The organism is Blautia sp. MSK20_18, assembly GCF_020553125.1.
In the GTDB taxonomy this organism is placed as follows: Bacteria; Bacillota; Clostridia; order Lachnospirales; family Lachnospiraceae; genus Blautia_A; species Blautia_A fusiformis.
The window spans coordinates 78,061-94,168 of the sequence record NZ_JAJCGR010000008.1 but is presented as its reverse complement, the minus strand read 5'-3'; the positions used below and the strand labels follow the sequence as shown (position 1 = coordinate 94,168).

Genomic DNA, 16,108 nt, shown 5'->3' with positions numbered 1-16,108 from the left:
GATCGGATTGAAAATAAAGAAATCCCTTACCGGATCTGTAAAATGATATGTGTTCTGTATTCCGGAAACATATCAGAGATCGGTAAGGGATTTTTTATGTGTTTTTAAATATCAGGCAGAGGTATACCGAGAAGATCCTTACATAAGTCTGCGCTTCAGCATGTCTGCGTTTAAAGCGTATTTCAGAGCTGTATCCTTGGTGATACGGCCTTTTTTATATAATCCCAGAAGGCTCTGGTCCATAGAACGCATCTGCTCCTGACCGGATGTGGAGATCACGCCTTCGATCTGGTGTACTTTATTGTCGCGGATCATATTGCGGATGGCAGGAGTCAGGCGCATGATCTCGAAAACAGGAATGTTGCGTCCGTCCACATCTGGGATCAGCTGCTGGGAGATCACAGCCTGAAGGACCATGGAAAGCTGGAGGGCGATCTGATGCTGCTGGGATGGCTCAAACACGTCCATGATGCGTTCGATGGTGTTGGCTGCTCCCAGAGTATGCAGGCTGGAAAGGACAAGATGACCGGTTTCCGCAGCGGTCATGGCAGTCTGGATGGTTTCATGATCACGCATCTCTCCAAGAAGGATCACATCCGGGCTCTGGCGTAGTGTGGCACGAAGAGAAGTCAGATAGCTTTCGGTGTCGGTACAGATCTCGCGCTGGCTGACGATACAGCGATCATGGCGGTGGAGATATTCCAGAGGATCCTCCAGAGTGATGATATGGCCTTCCCGGGTATGGTTGATCCGGTCGATCAGACAGGCCATGGTGGTGGATTTACCGCTTCCGGCAGAACCGGTAACAAGGACCATGCCACGGGTATATTCGGAGATGTTCATCACATCCTCGGGAATGGAAAGCTCTGCAGGATCCGGCAGCCGGAAGGCGATCACGCGGATCACGGCAGCCAGGGAACCACGCTGCTTGTAGGCATTGACGCGAAATCTGGAAACACCGGGAATGGAAAAAGAAAAGTCATCATCACCGGTTTCCATAAGACGGGATATATCGCGGTTTTCCGCAAGGCCGTAAATGGTGCGGAGTAAATTTTCTGTCTGATCAGGCATCAGCCTGTCACCACGGTCCAAAAGATGACCGTCGATCTTTTCTGCCAGGGGGCGGCCTGCGATGATAAAGATATCAGAGACACGCCGGTTGGCAGCTTCTGCCAAAAATTCAGGAATAGGGGTATCCATAGGTTTATTCTCCTTTAAATACATTCTGGTGGTTGTCTGGTTGCCAGGATCCGGTAAGCTCTGTGTTCCATTGTAGGATCTGATAAGTGGAAGAGCTTTTTTTCTGCGGGTAAAAAAGCTCAAGCACTACAGAAAGCTGTTGTGTCTCGGAAATTCCAACGGAGAAGGAAAGGGTGTGGCTGTGGGAATCCCAGCTGAGATCGTTCCTTGTGTCCGCAAGCTTTTGTATCATGGAAAAATATCTGGTCTCATCGGAAGCTTTTTCCCTGTATTGCTCAAGATCATCACGGATTTCTGAAACGGTTTCCGTGGCGCTTGCGCAGCCAGCGTAATAATTTTCGGTCTGTTCCATAGAATGTCTGGCCGTGTTAAGATTGGATCTGGAGCTTCCAAGAGTAAGCAGAGCAAGTACACAGAGACACAGCACAGAGAAGATAAGAAACAGGGAAGGAATGCCGACAGTTACAAAAAACGTATGCTTCTGTTTCAATGTACAGCCTCCCTTCTGTAGTCATCAACAGGAAAACGCAGGGTGATCCGGTAAAGCTCACTGCAGTTGGAAAGCTGCCGGAAAGAAAGCTCGCCGGATTTTTCTGAAGAAGAAATATCTGTTTCCAGGATCATTTCACAGGCGGCTTCTCCAGAAGAGCAGCTCTGCCAGTTACGGTCATAATACCAGATCAGGTTGGTGTTCTTTTTGATGCCCCCCGGAAGCAGGGAGAGGAACTGTTCATCGGTTCCGTCAGTGCCTTCCAGTATCTCGCCCACGGAGGTTGTGAGAGCCTGGATCTGGTTCCACTGTTCTGCCTGGAGCCGGTTTTTCCGTGCTGCCGCGAAGATCTGGATGCAGGCAGCTGAGGAAAGTGACAGAAACAAAAGGGCAAGGATCATTTCCATCAGAAAAAGGCTGGTACCGGAATTATGTCTTGATTCTTTCATGATGCCTCCTTTTTGCCAGTGCGATGAAGCAGGAATTCCGAGCAGACTCCCGTGGTACTTTCCAGGGAAAAGTGGTAAAAACCATTTTCCATTTCCGAAAACCGGAAATCGGAAAGCTGTGAGATGACGGTTCCTGCATCGGAACTGGCCTGAGAGCCTTTTGCAGTGAAAAGCTCCATCAGACTGTCATTCTTCAGGTAAATATACGTGATATATTCTTTTCCTTTGATATCGTCCCGGAAACAAAGGGCAGGAATATCATCCAGGGAACCGGAAAAGATCTCATCGCCGCGGTCGTGCTGCCGGAATTTGGTAGTCAAATAAGTTGCTGCGGTCCCAAGCTCGGAATCGGAGTCAGTCTGTTTCACAGTCTGCTGGTAAATCCGGGCGGAAAACAGCAGCATCAGTATAAGGAACAGAACAAAAACACCGAAAAGAAGAAGCGAAAAAAGAGAAGAAACGGAATGTCCGGTGTTCTTCCGGTGATTCATGAGGCATTCCCTCCTTTCGCACTGCCGGACAGAGCGATCACGCTGATAGACGGCAGGAGATTGGAACCATTAGGAACATACTCTACTACGAATTTGGTTTTGTCATAAGTGATATGATAATCCGAGAGAAGCTGGGACAGGCTTTCGGGATATGTGCCTGTGAGGGCATAGGTGCGGATGGCACCGTTTTTCAGTGCCTGTTCCAGAGCATCCTGTTCTTTGTGTACGGCCTGGTCGGAGGTGCTGCTGACACCTGCCACAAACAAGGTGCAGGATAAAACCAGAAGCAGCGCCGGAAAGAGAAGAAAAAATGCTCTGAGAAATTTTGTTCTGCGGCTTTCAAAAAGTTCCATGCGGTCACCACCTTACATTGCAAAATCTGAGAGGATCCCCAGAAGCGGCATCATGACGGATAAAAGGACCAGCCCCACAAGAAGAGACAGCAGGATCACGATGGTAGGCTCCACAATGGAGACTGCCTGTGAGATCAGATCTATGGATCTTTCGGTGTACTGCCGGGAAAGCCTGCGGAAGGTTTCGTCACTGGAACCGGAATAGAAGGATATCGTGATGAGACGGCCTTCCATGCCGCTGAACAGACCGGATTCTGTAAGAGCCTTGGAAAAAGTTTCTCCGCTATCCAGGATAGAGGAAGCCTTCCGGAGTCTTTCGAGTATCACCGGCTGTGAGATCAGATCCTTTGTAAGCTCCAGGCTGGTTTCCGGGGAAAGTCCGCTCCGAAGCCCCAGGGAAAGGCCCTGGGTCAGACGACTGTAATCCATGGCAACCGGGATCTCACGGAAAAACGGGAGATGGATGGCCATTTTTCGCAGCAGGCTGTGACCTTTTTCCGTAAGACTGAAAAACAGGATGCAGCCAATGAGGGCTGCGGCGAGGATCAGAAAAACAGAAGAATACCGGCTGATCACGTTGCCTGCATTCAGAAGTCCACGGGAAACCCCGTTCATTTCCAGTCCCATCTGGTTAAATACCTGTTGAAATACCGGCAGGACTTTTATCAGAAGGACCAGGATCACAACAGCCATCATGCCAAGCATGAGCAGCGGGTAAGTGACTGCAGACCGTATCTGTCCTGAGATTTCTTCCTCCTGTTCATAGTGGGAACTGAGACTTTCCATGATCTCATCCAGGCAGCCGGTTTCCTCACCGGTTCGGACATAGGCGGTCATGGATGTGGGAAAGATCCCGGATTCGTCAAGAGCCCGGGAAAGAGAACCGTTTTCTTCCACGGAACGGATCAGGGGTGTGAGGATCTGCCGGTCTGCATCGGTCTTGCTTTCGTCACAGAGGATGTGAAGTCCTTCAGCGGTGGATATGCCGGAATGCAGAAGCATTCCCATCTGCCCGCAGAAACTGGATAATTCCCGGGCTGTCAGTTTGTTTTTCATAATAAGGTCTCCTTTAGTGGGTCAGCGTGTGAACTGTACCGTATAATTGCTTTCATCACCGATATATTCCTGGATCGCTTCATCACCATCACTGTTGGCGTCAAAGGTGGGATCCATCAGCTTCCAGGTGTCGCCGTCAAAAGATACTGCCTTTGTCACCCAGCCTCTGCCACGGATATAAACATCGATCCATGCATGCTTTACATCACCGGAATAGCCGATCTGAAGCTTGCAGGGAATGTCCTGGCTGCGGAGCATTGCAGTAGTCAGTGCAGCGTAATCAAAACAGATCCCCGTGCCGGTGCTTAAAGTATCATCTACATCAGGAAGATAACCGGCTTCGACAGAATCAGCTTTGTCATAATCGTAGGAAATATGACTGGTAACATATGTATAGAAGGTTTTCAGGATGTCGATATCGGTCATGTCTTCTTTGACAAGAGAGGCTGCCAGTTTGCAGGCTTCACTTTTGGAAGAAAAGTCCACGTACTGGTTTGGATACAGAAACGGAAGAAATTCATTCTGAAGCTTTATTGTGAGCGTTTCCGTGTAAAGGGCGGCATACTGGTTTCCATCAACCTGCTGATAGCAGGTGATGAGATACTCACCGGAGCCTTCGGAAAAAGGAAGTACCGTCTGTTCATCAGGTTCCAGAAAATAGGAATAGACCACACCGGAGGGAGCAGTAAGCTGAATGTTCATGCGGGAATCATCGGAATCGGATTCTGCAGTCAGATACCCCTGATCCTGATTGGAAATATCCAGGATCAGAGGGGAACTGCCCAGTGTTTTTTTGCCGGGGGCCTCCGGGGTGAGGACTCTGGCCGGAGAATATACCGGAGGTTCTTCATCGGAGAAAGGAGAATTTCCACAGCCTGCCAGCAGGATTCCGAAAAGCAGCCATACAAAAAAGAGACGGACTGGTAAAAATTTTGACATTGTTTCCGTTCTCCTGTTATATCATGCTTTCTTTTTGAACAGTATAGCAGATTCCGTGAAAAAAAGACAGGAGTAGGGCTCAAAATGCAGTGGAAAATGTTGACATTTCAGGGAAAAAAACATATACTCTATACATAAAGGCAAACCTGTTGAAAGACAGGGACGCAAAGCCATGGGTCTAAGGTCCGAAGGATGACTATGACAGCCGGTTGCCGCATTAAATTCCGATTTAATGACGTATTCAGATAACATCTATGAACAAGAATCTGTGTGTTAATGCGGCCGTTTATTTCGTTAGAATAAGCGGCTTTTTTGATGCCTAAAATCCGGTTTAGGTTGGAAACTGAAACGTCGGCTTTCAGAAAGGTGTGAATGATATGAAAAGAACAGATATCCGTAAAATTTTTACAGGCAGGAAAAAAGCTTTAGCAGGATGCCTTGCAGCTGTTATTGTACTGGCAGGTGGCTTTAATGTCTGGCAGTCGTCACAGGTTCCGGAATTTCCGGATTTTACAGATCCGGTAGTGGAGACTACCATCACAGAGGACGACACTCCACTTGCTTCAAAACCGAAGGTGACTACTAAAACGACTTCAAATACCAAGACAACCAGAAAAAAAGTTAAGCTGAAAAAAGCGGCGACAAAGACTTATACCAAGAAGCTTCCGACTACCAATAAGAAGAGTACGACCACAAAGAAAACAAACAGAAATACAACCGTAAAAACATTAAAGACAGTTAAGACTGCAACAACACAGAAATACACAAAGAAATCAAAAACAGCCGTTCAGACACGGAAAGTAACTACAACCATTCAGACGACCACAACAGTCATGGCGGCTTCAGCTACTGCCGGCAAAGCGAATGCAGCTTCCACAAAAAAAGTAGAAAGCATCAGCATGGACAGCAAATATTCAGTAAGCAATATTGCTTCCATTGCACCGAAGATGGACAGCAGGGTGCTCAAAGCCTACAAGAAGCTTGGATTTACTGTAACGATCGATCCGTCTGTTAACTACGGAGGCTGCTTTAACGCACATTCAAGAAGCATCATCCTTCGTTTTGAGAATGAGACAATCTACCATGAGCTGGGACATTTCCTTGCTTTTGTTGCGGGAAACGTAGACAGAACAAGTGATTTTGCCGCAGTTTATAACAGCGAAAAATCCAAATTTACAGGTATTAACAGAAGCTATGCAACGCAGAACAGTTCAGAATATTTTGCAGAATCAGTGCTTGAGTATGTAACAAGTCCGTCAACACTTAAGAGACAGAGACCAAAAACGTATGCAGCGATCGTGGCGGCTCTGAATAAAATTACTGATGAACGTATCCAGAGGGTCATGGATATATACGGACCGTTCTGGAGCTAAAAAAGAAGCATACAGGAACGTTGGATCTGTCCGGGAAGAGATCTCCCGGGCAGATTTTTTTCTTTTTTGTGAGAAAAGTATAAAAAAAATGTCGATAAATATTTCTTGCAATAGACTCTATAAGGTGTGTATAATGAAACATAAGCTGAAAACATGCTTTCATTCAAAAAAAGTGCAGCCATGTCAGGTTGTATCTGATTCCATAAACAACAAATATATAATTTATCAGATTTAAGAATAGAGGATTTAATATGAGAGAAAAGTATGAATCATTATCTCTGGCGGTGCTGAAGGATCTGGCAAAGGCGAGAGGGATGAAGGGAATTTCTACTCTGAGAAAACCGGCACTGATCGAGCGGATGCTGGAGGAGGACGCCAAAGAGTCCGACAGAGGAAATCCCGAAGAAGTACACAAAAGTACACCGGCAGAAAATACTGTAAAAGAAAAAAGCTATGATTCGGAAAAAACAGAATATCGTACCCGTCCGGCAGGGGAAGGACTTCAGGAGCAGCGGAAGGAATATCGTAGTGATAAGAATGAGCAGGAACACAGAAGCACAAATATCCGCAGAGAGTACAACCGTGAATATAACCGGGAAGTTACAAGGGAGAACGGGAATGTCCCGTCAGAATCCACCCAGCTGGACAGTGGTGAAAAGGCTAACGGGATCCTGGAGGTCCTTCCGGATGGATATGGCTTTATCCGATGTGAGAATTATATGCCGGGTGAGAACGACATTTATGTTTCTCCTTCCCAGATCCGCCGCTTTAATTTAAAGACAGGTGATATCATCCAGGGAAATATCCGTATCAAGACCCAGGGAGAGAAGTTCAGTGCCCTTCTCTACGTATCTTCCATTAACGGTTTCCATCCGAGTGAGGGACAGAGACGGTATAATTTTGAAGATATGACACCGATCTTTCCGAATGAGAGACTTGTCATGGAGCGTGCAGGCGGTACAACGGCTATGCGTATCGTGGATCTGATCAGTCCTATCGGAAAGGGCCAGCGAGGAATGATCGTATCTCCGCCAAAGGCAGGTAAGACAACCCTTCTGAAAGATGTTGCCAAGTCTATCCTCAGGAATAACAGAGATATGCATCTGATCATTCTTCTGATCGATGAGCGTCCTGAGGAGGTTACCGATATCAGAGAGGCGATCCAGGGACCGAATGTGGAAGTGATCTATTCTACATTTGATGAACTTCCGGAACATCATAAGAGAGTTTCCGAGATGGTTGTGGAGCGTGCGCGCCGTCTTGTAGAGCATAAACAGGATGTGATCATTCTTCTGGATTCGATCACACGACTTGCCAGAGCCTATAATCTGATCATCCCGCCAAGCGGAAGAACCTTATCCGGTGGTCTTGACCCGGCGGCTCTCCATATGCCCAAGAGATTTTTTGGAGCAGCCCGTAATATGCGCGAGGGCGGAAGCCTGACGATTCTGGCAACTGCACTTGTGGATACCGGAAGCAAGATGGACGATGTTATTTATGAGGAGTTCAAGGGAACCGGTAATATGGAGCTTGTCCTGGATCGTAAATTACAGGAGAAACGGGTATTCCCGGCCATTGATATCCAGAAATCCGGAACCAGAAGAGAGGATCTGCTTCTCAGCAAGGATGAACAGGAAGCGGTTTATATTATGCGAAAAGCTCTCAACGGAATGAAAGCGGATGAGGCAGTAGAACAGATCCTGAATACCTTTGCCAGAACCAGGAACAATGCAGAACTGGTACAGACTGTAAAGAAACAGAAATTTTTATAAAGTCCTTGCATTTTACGGAAAGCTATGTTATACTTAGCAAGCTGTTTAAAATGGAATTCGTCAATTGAATACGAATAATATTAAATATATAGAGAGGTGAAAATCATGAGAGAAGGAATCCATCCGAACTACTATCAGGCAACTGTAACCTGCAACTGCGGAAACACTTTCGTAACAGGTTCTACTAAAGAGGACATCCATGTTGAGATCTGTTCCAAATGCCATCCGTTCTACACAGGACAGCAGAAGGCTACACAGGCTCGTGGACGTATCGATAAGTTCAACAAGAAATACGGCCTGAATAAGTAATTATTGCGAATACAGGAAATGAGAAGGTTGAGGTTGGGAAATCTCAACCTTTCTTTAACTGAAAAATTTTAAATTTGCACAGGAGAGAATGAATGAGATCATCGAATATCGGCGGACAGGCGGTCATGGAAGGCATCATGATGCGCCACAAGGACAAATATTCTATCGCAGTGCGCCGCCCGGACCAGGAGATTGAGCTGAAGGTAGAGGATTATAAATGTATCTTCGGAAATCACGCATTTCTGAAGAAACCGATCATCCGTGGTGTGGTAAGCTTTGTGGATTCTCTTGTGGTAGGCACGAAATGCCTGATGTATTCTGCGGAGATCGCAGGAGACGAGGAAGATGAGGAAACAGCCAGGAAGAATGAGCAGCTTACAGAAGAAGAGCGTTCTGCAAAGAAAGCCAAAGAGGATAAGCAGTTCAAGTGGCTTCTTTACATTACGGTAGCTATCTCCATGGTGGTTTCTGTGGCTGCTTTTATGTTTCTTCCGTATGTACTGGCTAGTCTGATCCGAGGGGTAGGTGCTTCGGAATTTCTGGTCACCATAGTGGAAGCCTTTGTGAAGCTGGCACTGTTTATGGGATATATGTTCCTGATCTCCAGAATGAAGGATATCCAGAGGACATTTATGTATCACGGTGCGGAGCACAAATGTATCAACTGTGTGGAGCATGGTCTGCCTCTGACGGTAGAGAATGTGTTAAAGAGTTCCAGGTTTCATAAGCGCTGTGGAACAAGCTTTCTGTTTCTGGTCATGCTGGTAAGTATTGTGCTGCATTTTGTGTTTGTGGCGGTGCCGTTTTACTGGGTGAGACTGCTGGGAAGACTTCTCATGGTACCGGTAGTTGCGGGGATTTCCTTTGAGATCATCCAGTGGGCAGGAAGAACAGACAGTAAATTTGCGGACATTATGAGTAAACCAGGTCTTGCCATGCAGAAATTCACCACAAAGGAGCCTGCTGCAGATATGGCAGAGGTAGCCATCAAAGCAGTTGAGGCTGTTTTTGATTGGAGAGCCTATCTGAAAGAGGAATTTGATCTGGACATCCCGTATGAGACAGAGGAGACAGAAAATGCAGACTCTTGAGTCCCTTCTGAAAAAAGGTACAACAATACTGAAAGATAACGGATTGGAAGAAGCCGGGCTGGATGCCTGGCTCCTTCTGGAATTTAAGACCGGAAAGAATCGGGCATATTATTTTGCGCATGGAGATGAACCGGTGTCTGATGAGACCGCAGCAGAGTATCTTACGCTGATCGACAGGCGGGCAGGACATATTCCTGTACAGCAGCTGACTCATCAGGCTTTTTTTATGGGCTATGAGTTTTATGTAAACGAAAACGTGCTGATCCCGAGACAGGATACGGAGACTCTGGTGGAAGAGGCATTGAAACACCTTGGGGATGTGGAAAAACCGGAGATCCTGGATATGTGTACCGGCTCCGGCTGCATCCTGCTCAGCCTTCTTCTGGAACGGCAGGATGCCTGTGGGACCGGTGTGGATGTTTCACCGGAAGCACTGGAAGTGGCAAAAAAGAATGCAAGTATTCTAAAGGTGGAGAACCGGGCGGATTTTGTGGAAAGCGATCTGTTCTCAGCACCGTATTTTTGTGAAAAAGGTGGAAAAGATAGTGGGAAATATGATATCCTTATTTCAAATCCGCCTTATATCGCAACAGAAGAAATTGAAACACTGATGGAAGAAGTCCGCCTTCATGATCCGAGGAAGGCCCTTGACGGAATGGAAGACGGGCTCTATTTTTACAGAAAGATCACCGCAGAGGCCGGAAGGTACCTGAAACCGGGCGGATGGCTTCTGTATGAGATCGGCTGCACCCAGGGTGAGGCAGTCAGTACAATGATGAAAGCAGCCGGTTTTACCGGGGTTCAGATCGTAAAGGATCTGCCGGGCCTTGACCGTGTGGTGCTTGGACAGAAACAGGAGGAAATACATGTTTGATAAACTGGATGATCTGCTGGTACGTTTTGAAGAGCTTCTCAATGAGCTGGGAGAACCGGGAGTAACCGACGATCCAGCACATTTTCAGAAGCTGATGAAGGAGCAGAGCGACCTGCAGCCAATCGTTGACGCATATAAAGAATATAAGAAAAACAAGGAAACCATCGAGGACAGTCTTTCCATGCTGGAGAGCGAGAAGGACGAAGAGATGCGTGAAATGCTGAAGGAAGAGCTTTCCGATGCAAAAAAGAGAGTGGAGGAGCTGGAGCATGAGCTGAAGATCCTTCTTCTTCCGAAGGACCCTAACGACAGCAAGAACGTTATCGTTGAGATCCGTGGAGGTGCAGGCGGTGATGAGGCAGCACTTTTTGCAGCAGAGATTTATCGTATGTATGTGAAATACGCGGAGTCCCGCCGCTGGAAAACCGAGATGCTCAGCCTCAATGAGAACGGCATCGGCGGCTTTAAGGAGGTTACCTTCATGATCAAGGGTGAGGGTGCATATTCCAGACTGAAATACGAAAGCGGTGTTCACCGTGTACAGCGAGTACCGGAGACAGAGTCCGGCGGAAGGATCCATACCTCTACCTGTACGGTAGCGATCATGCCGGAGGCGGAAGAAATTGATTTCCATCTGGATCTCAATGAGTGTAAATTCGATGTGTTCCGTGCATCCGGAAACGGTGGTCAGTGTGTCAACACCACAGACTCCGCAGTACGTCTTACTCATATCCCTACAGGAATCGTGATTTCCTGCCAGGATGAGAAGTCTCAGCTTAAGAATAAGGATAAAGCACTCCGTGTGCTCCGTTCCCGTCTGTATGAGATGGAGCTTGCCAAGCAGCATGATGCTGAGGCAGAGGCGAGGAGAAGCCAGATCGGTACAGGTGACCGCTCCGAAAAGATCCGTACCTACAACTTCCCTCAGGGACGTGTAACAGACCACAGGATCAAGCTTACCCTTCATCGTCTTGAGAATATCCTTAACGGAGATCTGGATGAGATCATTGACAGTCTGATCGCAGCAGACCAGGCAGTAAAGCTGACAAAGCTGAATGAACAGGAGTAAGCGCTGATTACAGCTACAGAGTTCAAAAAATTATAATAAATCAGGAGGAAACGAAAATGAAAAAGACAGCACTGGTGATCATGGCAGCCGGTATCGGCAGCCGTTTTGGAAAAGGAATCAAGCAGCTTGCACCGGTAGGCCCGAAGGGCGAGATCATTATGGACTATTCCATCCATGATGCACTGGAGGCAGGATTCAACAAGGTCGTATTTATCATCCGCAAAGACCTTGAAGATGAATTCAAAAAAGTGATCGGAGACCGTATCTCCAACATTACAGAAGTTGCTTATGCATTCCAGGAGATCGACGATCTTCCGGGCAATTTTACAAAACCGGCGGACCGTACCAAGCCATGGGGAACCGGACACGCTGTACTGGCAGCAAAGAAAGTCCTTTCCGAGCCATTCGCTGTGATCAATGCAGATGACTACTACGGAAAAGAAGCCTACGTAAAGGTACATGACTACCTGGTACAGGATCATCCGCAGGATGGCCCGATGCACATCTGCATGGCAGGTTTCCGCCTTGGAAATACATTAAGTGACAACGGAAGCGTCACAAGAGGAGTGTGCCATATTGAGGATGGCAAGCTTGTGGGCGTTACAGAGACACATAACATCTTCAAGACAGCAGACGGCGCAGAGACAAGAAATGACGATGGTACAGCAGAAACACTGGATACAAAGAGCCTTGTTTCCATGAATATGTGGGGACTGACACCGGAATTTATGGAGATCCTTGAGAAAGGCTTCGTTGAGTTCCTTGGTGGAATCGAAGAGGGAGACATCAAAAAAGAGTATCTTCTTCCTGAGCTTATCGACCAGCTGATCCATTCCGGAAAAGCAGCGGTAGATGTTCTTGAGACAAAGGACGAGTGGTTCGGTGTTACCTATCAGGAGGATAAGGCATCTGTACAGGCTGCATTCAAAAAACTTACAGATGACGGCGTTTATCCGGAAGGACTGTATCAGTAATAAAGGAGAACATTATGGGTAAATATTTCGGAACAGATGGTTTTCGTGGTGAAGCAAATGTAAAACTTACAGCAGATCATGCATTTCGTGTGGGACGTTATCTCGGCTGGTATTACGGCAGAGATCACAAGGCGAAGATCGTGATCGGCAAGGATACAAGAAGAAGCAGTTACATGTTTGAGTATGCCCTTGCGGCAGGACTTACCGCATCCGGAGCAGATGCCTATCTGCTTCATGTAACCACAACTCCAAGTGTATCCTATGTGGTACGTACAGAAGATTTTGACTGCGGTATCATGATTTCCGCAAGCCATAATCCGTTTAATGATAATGGAATCAAGGTCCTTAATGAGAACGGACAGAAGATTTCCGCAGATATTGAAGCACGTATCGAGGCATATCTGGACGGCGAGATCGAGGAGCTTCCGCTGGCAACCGGAGAAGATATCGGCTGTACTGTGGATTTTGCATCCGGAAGAAACCGTTATATCGGACATCTGATCTCTATCCCATGCCATGATTTCAAAAATATCAAGGTTGGGCTGGATTGTTCCAACGGAAGCTCATCCGCCATTGCTAAGAGCGTTTTTGACGCACTTCGTGCAAAAACCTATGTGATCAACAATGAGCCAAACGGAACCAACATTAACCGTGGCTGCGGTTCCACACACATTGAAGTTCTGAGACAGTTCGTGGTAGATAAAGGCCTGGATATCGGTTTTGCATATGATGGTGACGCAGACCGCTGTATCGCCGTAGACCACCGCGGAAACATCATTGACGGTGATAAGATCATGTATGTGTGCGGCAAATATTTAAGAGAGAAAGGCCAGCTCAACGGAAATACAGTTGTAACAACCGTTATGTCCAATCTTGGTCTTTACAAGTCTCTGGAGCGTGAAGGCATCGACTATGAGCAGACTGCAGTTGGTGACAAATACGTTGCCGAGAACATGATGGAAAACAATTACAGTATCGGTGGTGAACAGTCCGGACATATCATCTTTAGCCGCTATTCCGCTACCGGTGACGGGATCCTGACTTCTCTTATGATCATGGAGGCATGTGTGGATCAGAAGGCCACACTCTGCGACCTTGCAAAGGAGATGAAGGTTTATCCGCAGCTTCTCCGGAATGTGCGTGTTTCCGACAAGAAAACAGCACTGGAGAACGAAAAGGTAAAAGCAGCCATTGAGGCAGCCGCAGAGGCACTTGGCGATGACGGACGTATCCTGGTACGTGAGAGTGGTACAGAGCCGCTGATCCGTGTTATGGTAGAAGCGGGAACGGATGATCTCTGCCATAAATATGTAGATAGTGTTGTTGATGTGATGGAAGCCGAAGGGCTTGTTGTAGAATAAGGAATTCCATGAAAAAAACAAAGACCGTATTGATTCTTGCAGCCGTTACAGGAGCCTTGCTTCTGGGCGGCTGTGGCAGTGAAAAAACAAAAATATATGAACAGGCCGGAAAGGATCTTTCCCAGGGAAGCTACAAGTATGCCCTGGAGGAGTACCAGAGCTCGATCCAGAACGGAGTGAAGTTGGCACAGTCCTATCGCGGGGCAGGTATCGCAAGCCTGCGTCTTGGCAAATATGAGGATGCGGTGAATAGCTTCACGGAAGCTCTGAACTGCGATAAAGTAAGCAAAAGCCTTCGTAAGGATATCCTGTCCTACCGGGCTACTGCAGAGCTGAAGTCTGGAAAATACGAGGATGCCATGGCAGACTGCCAGACACTTGGAGAAGATTTTTCCATGGATGCAGGCAGTTATTTTCTCACCGGAAAGGTTGCCCTTGCCATGGATTCCTACGAAGAAGCCGCATCTAACTTCAAACAGGCCTATGGAGAAGATTCCACCTATGATATGGCGATCGAGATCTATGAGGCATATCTGGACAAGGATATGGAAGCGGACGGAACCAGATATCTGGAAGCTGCTCTTTCTTCTGAGGCCAAGGATGCCCAGGACCACTGTGACAGAGGCCGTGTCTACTATTATATGGAAGACTACAGCAACGCAAAAAAAGAGCTTCTGGAAGCAAACAAGAAGGATAATACGGAAGCATTGCTTCTTCTGGGAATGGTATATCTGGCCCAGGATGACGTGGAAAATGCTCAGGCAATGTACAAGCAGTATATTTCCGCAGTGGGTGATTCCGCCAAGGGCTATAATGGTCTGGCACTGTGCGATATCCGAAGCGGAGATTATGATTCCGCTCTTGATAACATCACAAAAGGTCTTCCGACAGCTACCACAGACGAGATGCAGAGTCTTCTGTTCAATGAGATCGTAGCCTATGAAAAAAAGCTGGATTTTGCTACTGCACTGACCAAGGTCCAGGAATATATTGAGATGTTCCCTGAAGATTCCGCTGCAAAAAAAGAGCGGGCTTTCCTGAAAACCAGAACGTCTTCGGAGGGCTGATATGGAATATTTTGAGGAAATACAGGACAGGGTTATCCTGATCGGTGTCCAGGCAGATCGGGGGGATGACATGGAGGAATCCCTGGATGAGCTTGGAGAACTTGCGGCTACGGCAGGTGCGGCGGTTGCAGGAAGGATCATTCAGAATCGTGAGGCCGTACATCCGGGCACCTATATCGGAAAGGGCAAGATCGAAGAGGTAAAAGGTCTTCTCTATGCCCTGGATGCCAATGGTGTGATCTGTGACGATGAGCTTTCTCCTGCCCAGATGAATAATCTGGAGCGGGAGCTGGAGTGCAAGGTTATGGATCGTACCCTGCTGATCCTTGACATTTTTGCGAAGCGTGCCGTCACAAGTGAAGGCAAGATCCAGGTAGAGCTTGCACAGCTTCGTTACCGGTCTGCACGTCTTGTGGGACTACGTTCTTCTCTTTCGCGACTTGGAGGAGGAATCGGAACCAGAGGCCCTGGTGAGAAAAAGCTGGAGACAGACCGTCGTCTGATCCGGAACAGGATATCCGCACTGAAGCAGGAGCTTTCCCAGGTAGAAAAGCACAGAGAGCTGATCCGTTCCAGAAGAGCTGTGGGAAATCTGAAGACAGCAGCCATTGTTGGCTATACCAATGCAGGAAAGTCAACGCTTCTGAATACACTGACAGGCGCTTCAGTGCTTTCGGAGGATAAGCTGTTTGCCACACTGGATCCGACTACCCGTCTTCTGACACTGGATGACGGACAGCAGCTTCTTCTTACGGATACCGTAGGCTTTATCCGCAAGCTTCCCCACAATCTGGTGGAAGCCTTCAAGAGTACTCTGGAGGAAGCCAAATATGCGGATTATATCATTCATGTGGTAGATGCATCCAATCCTCAGGCGGAGATACAGATGCATATCGTATATGAAACCCTGAAAGAGCTTGGTGCTCTGGGAAAAAAGACGATCACACTTTTTAACAAGCAGGACCGTGTTTCCGGGGAGAGCTTTCGGGATCTCCGAGCAGACCATACGCTGAAGATTTCCGCACGGACAGGAGAGGGGCTTGAGGAATTTAAGCAGCTTCTTTCTGAGATACTGGCAGAAGGACAGATTTATATGGAACGGCTTTTTCCTTATTCGGAGGCCGGTCAGATCCAGCTGATCCGTGAGTATGGACAGCTTCTTTCGGAAGAGTATACCGAAGGAGGGATTGCTGTAAAAGCAAGAGTTCCGCGAGAAATCTATCCGAAAGTCACATAATGT

Annotated in this window: 17 protein-coding genes and 1 riboswitch; of the genes, 10 read left to right on the top strand and 7 right to left on the bottom strand. The window is 47.4% G+C overall.

The genetic code is table 11. The features are described 5' to 3' along the window. Positions 1-138 precede the first annotated feature (138 nt). Genes LI091_RS06945 through LI091_RS06915 form a run of 7 tightly spaced genes read right to left on the bottom strand, consistent with a single transcriptional unit; the run spans position 139 to position 4,978 of the window. Positions 139-1,200 (bottom strand): type IV pilus twitching motility protein PilT, encoded by a 1,062-nt coding sequence (locus LI091_RS06945; RefSeq protein ID WP_265190964.1) that lies wholly within the window; start codon positions 1,198-1,200, stop codon positions 139-141. 4 nt (positions 1,201-1,204) lie between these two features. After that, positions 1,205-1,690, bottom strand: a complete 486-nt coding sequence (locus LI091_RS06940) for a hypothetical protein (RefSeq protein ID WP_173745815.1) — start codon at positions 1,688-1,690, stop codon at positions 1,205-1,207. Beyond that, the gene (locus LI091_RS06935; protein ID WP_015526159.1) at positions 1,687-2,139 is read right to left on the bottom strand and encodes a hypothetical protein; all 453 of its coding nucleotides are present in this window, start codon (positions 2,137-2,139) and stop codon (positions 1,687-1,689) included. Before LI091_RS06935 ends, LI091_RS06940 begins: the two co-directional genes overlap by 4 nt. Continuing rightward, on the bottom strand, positions 2,136-2,630 hold the full coding sequence (locus tag LI091_RS06930; RefSeq protein WP_022426851.1) for a DUF4860 domain-containing protein: 495 nt from the start codon (positions 2,628-2,630) through the stop codon (positions 2,136-2,138). Before LI091_RS06930 ends, LI091_RS06935 begins: the two co-directional genes overlap by 4 nt. Beyond that, positions 2,627-2,983 (bottom strand): hypothetical protein, encoded by a 357-nt coding sequence (locus LI091_RS06925; RefSeq protein ID WP_118752737.1) that lies wholly within the window; start codon positions 2,981-2,983, stop codon positions 2,627-2,629. The genes LI091_RS06930 and LI091_RS06925 overlap by 4 nt, the downstream gene beginning before the upstream one ends. A gap of 12 nt (positions 2,984-2,995) precedes the next feature. Continuing rightward, entirely contained in the window at positions 2,996-4,039 is a 1,044-nt protein-coding gene (locus LI091_RS06920) for a type II secretion system F family protein (protein WP_265190963.1), read from the bottom strand. A gap of 21 nt (positions 4,040-4,060) precedes the next feature. Then, complete coding sequence (locus LI091_RS06915; protein ID WP_265190962.1) at positions 4,061-4,978, bottom strand: transglutaminase-like domain-containing protein; 918 nt, start codon at positions 4,976-4,978, stop codon at positions 4,061-4,063. 129 nt (positions 4,979-5,107) lie between these two features. Then, positions 5,108-5,195: riboswitch (cyclic di-GMP riboswitch) on the top strand. A 160-nt stretch (positions 5,196-5,355) separates the two neighbouring features. Between LI091_RS06915 and LI091_RS06910 the strand changes: the two genes are divergently transcribed. From LI091_RS06910 to hflX, 10 genes are all read left to right on the top strand, one after another. Continuing rightward, positions 5,356-6,351, top strand: a complete 996-nt coding sequence (locus tag LI091_RS06910; RefSeq protein ID WP_237972185.1) for an anthrax toxin lethal factor-related metalloendopeptidase — start codon at positions 5,356-5,358, stop codon at positions 6,349-6,351. Between the two features lie 251 nt (positions 6,352-6,602). Next, complete coding sequence (gene rho / locus LI091_RS06905) at positions 6,603-8,123, top strand: transcription termination factor Rho (protein WP_265190961.1); 1,521 nt, start codon at positions 6,603-6,605, stop codon at positions 8,121-8,123. Between the two features lie 105 nt (positions 8,124-8,228). After that, positions 8,229-8,432, top strand: coding sequence for a 50S ribosomal protein L31 (gene rpmE, locus LI091_RS06900; RefSeq protein ID WP_015526151.1), 204 nt, complete (start codon positions 8,229-8,231; stop codon positions 8,430-8,432). 92 nt (positions 8,433-8,524) lie between these two features. Beyond that, positions 8,525-9,523, top strand: coding sequence for a DUF1385 domain-containing protein (locus LI091_RS06895; RefSeq protein ID WP_129974728.1), 999 nt, complete (start codon positions 8,525-8,527; stop codon positions 9,521-9,523). After that, positions 9,510-10,397, top strand: coding sequence for a peptide chain release factor N(5)-glutamine methyltransferase (gene prmC, locus LI091_RS06890; RefSeq protein ID WP_178687465.1), 888 nt, complete (start codon positions 9,510-9,512; stop codon positions 10,395-10,397). Before LI091_RS06895 ends, prmC begins: the two co-directional genes overlap by 14 nt. Continuing rightward, positions 10,390-11,466, top strand: a complete 1,077-nt coding sequence (gene prfA / locus LI091_RS06885; RefSeq protein ID WP_015526148.1) for a peptide chain release factor 1 — start codon at positions 10,390-10,392, stop codon at positions 11,464-11,466. The genes prmC and prfA overlap by 8 nt, the downstream gene beginning before the upstream one ends. Before the next feature lie 56 nt (positions 11,467-11,522). Continuing rightward, entirely contained in the window at positions 11,523-12,440 is a 918-nt protein-coding gene (locus LI091_RS06880) for a nucleotidyltransferase family protein (RefSeq protein WP_147603297.1), read from the top strand. Positions 12,441-12,454: 14 nt separating this feature from the next. Beyond that, the gene (glmM, locus tag LI091_RS06875) at positions 12,455-13,801 is read left to right on the top strand and encodes a phosphoglucosamine mutase (protein ID WP_015526146.1); all 1,347 of its coding nucleotides are present in this window, start codon (positions 12,455-12,457) and stop codon (positions 13,799-13,801) included. A gap of 8 nt (positions 13,802-13,809) precedes the next feature. Then, the gene (locus tag LI091_RS06870) at positions 13,810-14,868 is read left to right on the top strand and encodes a tetratricopeptide repeat protein (protein WP_173722492.1); all 1,059 of its coding nucleotides are present in this window, start codon (positions 13,810-13,812) and stop codon (positions 14,866-14,868) included. Between the two features lies 1 nt (position 14,869). After that, positions 14,870-16,105: a GTPase HflX gene (hflX, locus tag LI091_RS06865; protein WP_118608153.1), complete on the top strand. Its 1,236-nt coding sequence runs from the start codon at positions 14,870-14,872 to the stop codon at positions 16,103-16,105. Positions 16,106-16,108 lie beyond the last annotated feature (3 nt).